This window comes from Algoriphagus locisalis, from assembly GCF_900116615.1.
GTDB classification, from domain to species: domain Bacteria; phylum Bacteroidota; class Bacteroidia; order Cytophagales; family Cyclobacteriaceae; genus Algoriphagus; species Algoriphagus locisalis.
In genome coordinates this window covers 44037-52087 of the sequence record NZ_FPBF01000008.1, presented here as the reverse complement: position 1 = coordinate 52087, position 8051 = coordinate 44037, and the positions used below count along the sequence as shown (strand labels likewise).

The window sequence follows — 8051 nt, the reverse complement described above, 5'->3', positions numbered from 1 at the left end:
ATCCGACATCCGACATCCGACATCCGACATCCGACATCCGACATCCGACATCCGAGCCGCCACGGCGTCCAGGCATCCAACATCCCACTACCTCTCCACTTCCTTCAAATTCTCAATCTTCTTATTTCTAAGGAATCCATTGATATCCTCAAAGTGCTCTTTCACCCGCTTGTTTCCAAACTCAAAGACTTTAGTGACTAAGCCATCCAAAAAGTCTCTATCGTGAGAAACGATAATCAAAGTCCCATCAAACGCCTTCAAAGCGTCTTTGATGATGTCTTTGGTTTTCATGTCTAAGTGATTGGTAGGCTCATCGAGAATCAGCAAGTTCACCGGCTCAAGCAAAAGCTTGATCATCGCCAATCGTGTCTTCTCACCACCTGAAAGCACTTTTACTTTCTTGTTGATGGCATCGCCTTGGAACATAAAGGCACCTAGAATGTCTTTTACTTTAGTTCGGATCTCTCCAACTGCTATGTAGTCGATCGTTTCAAAAATTGTCAAACTCTCATCCAGCAAGGAAGCTTGGTTTTGGGCGAAATAGCCAATCATAGAGTTATGACCCAACTCACATTTGCCTTCGAAGTCGATCTCGCCCATAATTGCCTTGATCATGGTAGATTTACCTTCCCCGTTTTTACCAACAAATGAAACCTTCTGGCCGCGCTCGATAGTCATAGACGCATTTTTGAAAACCACATGCTCATCATAACTTTTGCTCATGTCTTCCACGATCACAGGGTAGTTTCCTGATCTTGGAGAAGGCGGGAAGCGAAGCTTTAAGGCAGAGCTATCCACCTCATCCACTTCGATGATTTCCATTTTCTCCAACATTTTTACCCGTGATTGTACCTGAAGTGTCTTAGAATAAGTACCCTTGAAGCGGTCGATGAATCCTTGAATGTCTGCAATCGTTGCTTGCTGCTCTTCGTATTGCTTTTGCTGCTGTTCGCGACGCTCTTTTCTTAGTTCTAGGTAATGGCTGTATTTAGCTTTGTAATCGTAAATGCGACCCATTGTCACCTCGATAGTTCGGGTAGTAATATTGTCTACAAAAGCTCTATCGTGGGAAATCACCACTACCGCTTTCGCTTTATTCAAAAGAAAATCCTCCAGCCACTGAATGGATTCAATATCTAAGTGGTTAGTAGGCTCATCCAAAAGTATCAAATCAGGCTTTTGCAAAAGAATTTTTGCCAATTCAATTCGCATTCTCCATCCACCGGAAAATTCTGAGGTAGAACGTGTTAAATCAGTTCTTTCGAAACCAAGACCTAGCAACACTTTCTCCACTTCAGCCTCGTAATTGACTTCCTCAATTGCATAGAATTTTTCACTTAACTCCGAAACCTGCTCGATCAGCTTGTAATATTCATCGGATTCGTAGTCAGTTCTTACAGTCAATTCCTCATTGATTCGCTCGATTTCCGTCTTCATGTTCAAGTAGCTGGCGAAAGCCTTGGAAGTCTCTTCCATCACCGAGCAATCATCTGAAGTCAACAAATGCTGAGGCAGATAAGCCACCACAAAATCCTTAGGAGCAGAAACAGAACCTAAACTCGGCTTGGTCTCTCCAGCAATGATCTTCAAAAGTGTCGATTTTCCAGCACCGTTTTTCCCCATCAAGGCAATCTTGTCGGTTTCGTTGATGGCAAAGGAAACATTGCTGAAAAGGGTGGAACCGCTGTGAATAACGGCGACATTATCTACTGAAATCATAAGTATCGGAATTGAAGCGGCAAAGGTAAGGTTTAGGATTTGAAATTTTTAATTCAAAATTTGAGATTAGGTAATTGTCATTCTAACTTTAATTTCATAGATTAACTAGTGATTTAAAAATATTCAACTTCATTTTTATGCTGAAACTCATATATCTAATAGTTATACTTTTTAGTTTACTCAACATTGATCCAGAATACCTGTTGGGTTCATGGAAGATCACTAAATCACAAGCTTTGGAGAATCTAGTTTTGTCAGAAAGCTATAAAAACCTAATTGAGGATCAGCAAGAAAAGGTAAATCGATTAAATAAACTGGTTTTGGATAGTGCATATTATAGGTTTACTAAAGACTCTGTTTTTTGGTCAGATGTAAATCAAAGAGAAGAAAAGCTAGTTCATCTCAAAGGGCGTTGGCTTATTAAGGGAGATACGCTTTATGTTTTTAAGACAGGAAAAGTAGAACCTTATCCTTATTTGATTGAGAAAAAATCTACTAATGAAATATCAATGAGGTTTATTTTTCCAGACGGTCAAATTGCTAGAAGTAGAAGTGATTTTCAGAGAAAATTAAACTAAAAGCTAATGTGTGTTTAATACTACAATCTTGATACTTGAGTCTTACATCTAGCTACTAAAAAAGAAAAAACCGCTCCGAACTTAATCGAAGCGGTTTTTTTAACACCGGGCATCCAACATCGGACACCTGACAGTTATTTATGCATTCACACCCAAAGCCTTAGCCATGGTAGCTCCGATCTCCGCCGGAGAATCTACCACGTGAATTCCATTTTCTCTCATGATTCTCATTTTTGCAGCAGCGGTATCGTCAGCGCCTCCGATAATCGCACCCGCGTGACCCATTCTACGTCCAGCAGGAGCAGTTTGTCCGGCGATGAATCCTACTACAGGCTTCTTGTTGCCGTTTTCTTTGATCCACTTCGCTGCCTCAGCTTCGTAGTTTCCTCCAATTTCACCGATCATCACGATCGCGTCAGTCTCAGGATCTTCCATTAGCAACTGTACTGCTTGCTTGGTAGAAGTTCCGATGATAGGATCTCCGCCGATACCGATGGCAGTAGATACACCTAGACCAGCTTTGGCTACTTGATCAGCAGCTTCGTAAGTCAAGGTTCCAGACTTGGATACGATACCGATTCTACCTGTTTTGAAGACGAAACCTGGCATGATGCCAACTTTTGCTTCTCCCGGAGTGATTACACCCGGACAGTTAGGACCAATAAGTGTAGCGCCTCTTTCTATGATATATGGCTTAGCTTTCATCATATCAGCAACAGGAATTCCTTCTGTGATAGCGATGATTACTTTGATACCTGCATCTGCAGCTTCCATGATCGCATCCGCAGCAAAAGCCGGTGGTACGAAAATGATGGAAGTGTCTGCACCAGTTTTTTGTACAGCTTCTTCTACAGAATTGAATACAGGCTTCTCCAAATGAGTCGAGCCTCCTTTACCAGGAGTAACACCGCCGACTACGTTAGTACCGTATTCGATCATTTGCTGTGCGTGAAAAGAACCCTCAGACCCGGTGAATCCTTGTACGATTACCTTGGAATTTTTATTTACTAGTACACTCATGATGCGATTTCTATAGTTTGGCACAAAAATATAATAAACCCACCACCCACAAAAGAAAAGGGTGACAATATGCTGGGAATTTGGAGATTCTTTGAGAAAGCCTACGTAAAGGGGATGGGCGGTCAGACCAGATAGCAATTAAGCCCTGATTAGTTGAAAGAAGTTCTAGGAGAAGTCGATGCAGGAAAGGGTGTTTTCTAAAGCAATTGTTCTATTTCTACTTGCTAGAAGCATATTTTTTATATTTTCGATTCAAAATAGAGTTATCACTTCCACCATCACCTATGTTTACCCTAAAAATTCTCATCGTTGAGGACGATCCGGTTTCAGCACTTTTACTTCAGCGGGCACTTGAGAAAAACAGACATGAAATACTCGGTATAGCGGATTCAGGGGAAAAAGCTTTGGATATTCTATCTGAAAATCATGCAGATATGGTGATGATGGATATCAATTTGGCAGGGGAGCTAGATGGTATCAAAACCACCGAAATTATCAATGAAATTTATGATGTCCCAGTGGTGTATCTGAGTGCAAGCTCTGATGCTGAGACACTTAATAAGGTGGTGGGTACTAATCCAAGTGCCTATGTGATCAAGCCATTCAACATCCGCGAGCTGAACATGGTGATTGAATTGGCGATCTATAAGGATCGTAAGGAAAAAGAACTGCAAAAGCTCAATAATGAGCTGGAAGAAAAGGTAAAACAGCGTACCGAAGAGCTATATAATGCCAATAGAGAGCTGACAAAAGCTCTGGAAAAAGAACGGGAAATCAATGAATTGAAATCCAGGATTGTGTTGAACGTTTCTCATGGCTTCAAAACTCCCCTTACTTCTATCCTGAGCTCCGCGCAATTGCTCCAGATTTACGCGGAGAAGGATCATCCATTCAAGGCTAAGATCTCAAAACATTCGTTCAAAATTGAAAATTCTGTCAGAGCACTGAATAATTTGCTGACAAGCGTATTGTTCTTTGGAAAAGCAGATGCGGATAAAATAGAGTTCAAGCCCAAGAAGATGTTTTTGGGTGCTTTTGTGAAGGAGGTGCTGGATACTGTCAGCGCCAGCAAAGAGAATGATGTGAAAATTAAGACCGAGTTGGTGAACCTACCCAAGGTAATTACATCGGATAGCGAGCTATTGTATCAGATTTTCGAAAATCTACTTTCTAATAGTGTGAAATATTCCAAGGACGGACAGGAAGTAGTTTTCAAGCTGGAATATGTGGATAGTAAATTGATAGGTGTCGTAACTGACAAGGGAATTGGTATTCCAGTAGCAGAACAAGGCCAGTTGTTTGACCGTTTTTTCCGGGCAAAAAATGTGGGGATTGTAGAGGGCTCAGGATTGGGACTGTCTATTGTCAAAAAATGTATCGATGTCTTGAAGGGAGAGATCAGTTTCGAAAGCGATACCAAAAACGGCACAACTTTTAAAGTAGAAATCCCCGTTAAGTAACTATGCTTTTTGAATCTCAAAAAATAGAATATACCCATTCAGGACAAGCAAAATTGATTTTTCCTGATATTGGGCTGGATGCAGGAGAAAGCCTTTTGGTCCTAGGGAAATCAGGTTCTGGCAAAACCACCTTGTTAAATTTGCTTGCGGGCTTACTCAAACCTGAGGCTGGAGAAATAAAGTTAGCAGGTAAGAATTTAGCAGCTTTGAATGGGCAGGAGTTGGACTTGTTTCGCGGGAAAGAAATCGGCATCGTTTTTCAAAAACCACACCTTTTAGCCGCGCTCAATGTGAAGGAAAACCTTCAAATGGCTCATTTTTTCAGTAGAAAGAAAGGTCAAAATATTGAAGAACTTCTAGGCGAGTTAGGGTTGGCGGGTAAAGCAAAATCGTCCGTTTTAACACTTAGCGAAGGTGAAGCGCAGCGTGTGTCCATAGCCAGAGCACTTGCAACTAGTCCCAAATTAATTCTGGCCGATGAGCCTACTTCTAGCTTGGATGATGAGAATGCTGAAAAAGTAGTCAAACTGCTCAAGACTCAAGCTGCTAAGATCGGTGCGGCACTGATCATCGTCACTCACGATCAACGAGTAAAAGCACATATTCCAAATTTTGTAGAAGTAAAATCAGTATGAATTTAGTTAAACTGAGTTGGAAATATTTGACATTCAGGCCGCTTTCGACCAGTCTGAATGTATTGTTGTTGGCTTTAGGGTTGGCTATTATTACTGTGCTTTTGCTTATCCAAGATCAATTTGAGAAGAAGATGAATCAGGATGCAGCTGGGATTGATCTGGTAGTTGGGGCAAAGGGGAGTCCGCTGCAGTTGATTCTTGCGGGGGTGTATCATATCGATTTTCCTACAGGGAATATTCCAATGGAGGAAGCCCAAAAGCTTTCAAGAAACCGCTTGGTGAAAAATATTATTCCTATGGCTTTGGGAGACAATTACCAAGGTTTTAGAATTGTAGGCACTAATCACGATTATCCTGCACTGTACGAAGCTACCCTTGAAAGCGGAGCCCTTTGGCGAAAACCATTTGAAGTGGTATTGGGTGCAGAAGTGGCAGAGAAATCTGGGTATAAAGTAGGAGATGAATTCTTGGGCAGTCATGGGATCAGCGTAGGAAGCCATGAGCATGACGCTAATCAATTCAAAGTAGCGGGCATCTTAAAGCCAACGGGAAATGTACTAGATCGGCTGATCCTTACAAGTGTGGAATCTATTTGGTACACGCATGACGCAGAGGAACCTGAGAATTCGGATTCTACAGAAAATCATACGGAGCATCACAACATCGATTTTTCAAAAGATATTGCCATCAAAGGTTTTCCTAAAACAACTGAATCCAGAGCGTTGACCACGCTTTTGATTCAATACAGAAACCCCATGGCAGCTATTCAGCTACCTCGGCAGATCAATTCCGGTACTTCTATGCAAGCAGCTTCACCATCCTTCGAAATGGCTAGACTTTTCGAATTGTTAGGTGTAGGAATTACCTTGTTGCAGGGTCTTGCTGTGGTGATTATCGGTATTTCAGGTTTGGGGATTTTCATAGCGCTCTATAATTCACTGAAGGAAAGAAAGTACGATTTGGCGATACTGCGAGCAATAGGAGCCTCAAGGATCCAGCTTTTGTTTTTGATTTTTCTGGAAGGAGTCATGCTGACCTTTATGGGGGCAATTCTCGGAATTTTACTCGGTCACACTTTTCTTTCGGTGATTATTTCTCAGAATGAGCAGGGAGTTGTAGGGGCTCTTCAGCCATGGATTTTCCTAAGACAAGAACTTTGGATAGTAGTTTATGCGTTAACGGTTGGAGTTTTGGCTTCTATTATCCCGGCTTTTGCAGCTTATCAAACAAGTATTGCAAAGCAATTAACAAAGGCTTAACTAGCGGCTGAATTAAAACCCGGATATATGAATAAGTTAAAAATAGCCTTTTTGGCAATTCTAGTGATGACCTTGGTACAAGGTTCCCTTTTGGCACAAAGTACCAATGTCTGGAAAAATCTCTCTGAGGTCACTTATAAAATCTCTGAAGATGAATATGGAGAGTTATACGTTCCAGTTTTCTCCGAAAACATCACTAAAATGGAAGGCAAAGTAGTGGAGGCTGATGGCTACATTATTCCGTTTGAAGGAATGTTCAAACCAGAGCACATCATACTTTCCAGCTTACCGCTGGCAGAGTGCTTTTTTTGTGGTTCGGGAGGGCCTGAAACTGTCATGGAAGTGGATATGGCTTCACCTATCAAATACACTTCAAATAGAGTTCGCGTTCGTGGGACCCTAACTTTGAATAGCAAGGATCCCGAGAAGCTTATGTATATCATGAAAAATGCTACGTTGGTGAATTAATGGAGAAGGGTTTTAAGCCCAGAGTTCACAAACCTTAGGTTAAGCATCCAACCTTCCGAATTCATTTCTATTCTAGAAACAAATTTCCTTTTCCAACTCTCTGAATTTTTCCAAAAGTCCTAGCGAAACAGGTCCTGGTTTTCCAGTTCCGATTTCATGATCATCAATTTGAGTTACTGGAAGTAGGACTTTGGTGGTGCTGGTAATAAATGCCTCATCAGCATTTAAGGCCTCCTGCATGCTGATTGGCCTGATTTGTACCTTTCCAGCTAATTCGATGACGTTCTTTCGGGTAATTCCCATGAGTACATGAGTGTCTGGCGTGCTGATGACTCCATCCTTTACAATGAAGAAATTACTCCTTGAGCTTTCACTTAGGTGGCCATTGAGGTGATAAAGCACATCTTCAGCTCCGGCATCTTTCCAGCGTATGCTGTCCCAAACCGGATAAGCGTAATTCGTAGTTTTGATTTCGGCAATTGGTCTAACGTACTCCAGAGAAAGCAACTTGATCCCCTTGTCGTATTTCTCCTGAGCCGGGAAAATCAAGGATTCTGCAAAAATGAAAAGTTTTCCCTTGGCTGGGGAAAAGTGATTTGGAGATACCCCACCACTCAAAACCATGCGGATTCCTCCTTCTTTGAGGTGGTTTTTTTCAATAAGCTCATGAACAATGGCTTTCAGTTCTGCCCGGGAATAGTCCAAGGGCAGGAAAGTTCTTTCCGCAGAAGCCAAAAATCTATCGAGATAACTCTCAAGGAAAAGTGGTTTGAAATTAACAGTTCGGAAAAAATCAAAAATCCCATATCCTCGAATAAGACCTAAGTCCATAGGATGAATGGTGGCTTTTTCGGAAGATATAATTTGCCCATCGGCAAAGCAAAATGGTTTCATGGTGTTTCAGTTTAAGAG

8 protein-coding genes are annotated in these 8051 nt (G+C 41.6%); 5 read left to right on the top strand and 3 right to left on the bottom strand.

The window, feature by feature from the left end:
• Nucleotides 1-87: 87 nt before the first annotated feature.
• The gene (locus BM386_RS19400) at nucleotides 88-1719 is read right to left on the bottom strand and encodes an ABC-F family ATP-binding cassette domain-containing protein (protein WP_091697286.1); all 1632 of its coding nucleotides are present in this window, start codon (nucleotides 1717-1719) and stop codon (nucleotides 88-90) included.
• 137 nt (nucleotides 1720-1856) lie between these two features.
• Here BM386_RS19400 and BM386_RS19395 point away from each other — a divergent pair, with 137 nt between their 5' ends.
• Nucleotides 1857-2297 (top strand): hypothetical protein, encoded by a 441-nt coding sequence (locus BM386_RS19395; RefSeq protein ID WP_091697284.1) that lies wholly within the window; start codon nucleotides 1857-1859, stop codon nucleotides 2295-2297.
• Between the two features lie 138 nt (nucleotides 2298-2435).
• Here the strand turns inward: BM386_RS19395 and sucD are convergent, their stop codons facing one another.
• Nucleotides 2436-3317, bottom strand: a complete 882-nt coding sequence (gene sucD, locus BM386_RS19390) for a succinate--CoA ligase subunit alpha (protein ID WP_091697283.1) — start codon at nucleotides 3315-3317, stop codon at nucleotides 2436-2438.
• A 284-nt stretch (nucleotides 3318-3601) separates the two neighbouring features.
• Between sucD and BM386_RS19385 the strand changes: the two genes are divergently transcribed.
• The 4 genes from BM386_RS19385 (at nucleotide 3602) to BM386_RS19370 (ending at nucleotide 7139) form a co-directional block, all read left to right on the top strand.
• A complete protein-coding gene (locus BM386_RS19385; protein ID WP_091697281.1) occupies nucleotides 3602-4777 on the top strand; it encodes a hybrid sensor histidine kinase/response regulator in 1176 nt (391 codons plus the stop codon).
• Nucleotides 4778-4779: 2 nt separating this feature from the next.
• Nucleotides 4780-5412, top strand: coding sequence for an ABC transporter ATP-binding protein (locus BM386_RS19380; protein WP_091697279.1), 633 nt, complete (start codon nucleotides 4780-4782; stop codon nucleotides 5410-5412).
• Nucleotides 5409-6671, top strand: a complete 1263-nt coding sequence (locus BM386_RS19375) for an ABC transporter permease (RefSeq protein WP_091697277.1) — start codon at nucleotides 5409-5411, stop codon at nucleotides 6669-6671. Before BM386_RS19380 ends, BM386_RS19375 begins: the two co-directional genes overlap by 4 nt.
• A 66-nt stretch (nucleotides 6672-6737) precedes the next feature.
• On the top strand, nucleotides 6738-7139 hold the full coding sequence (locus BM386_RS19370; RefSeq protein WP_091697618.1) for a hypothetical protein: 402 nt from the start codon (nucleotides 6738-6740) through the stop codon (nucleotides 7137-7139).
• 72 nt (nucleotides 7140-7211) lie between these two features.
• Here the strand turns inward: BM386_RS19370 and BM386_RS19365 are convergent, their stop codons facing one another.
• Complete coding sequence (locus tag BM386_RS19365; protein WP_091697276.1) at nucleotides 7212-8033, bottom strand: aminotransferase class IV; 822 nt, start codon at nucleotides 8031-8033, stop codon at nucleotides 7212-7214.
• Nucleotides 8034-8051 lie beyond the last annotated feature (18 nt).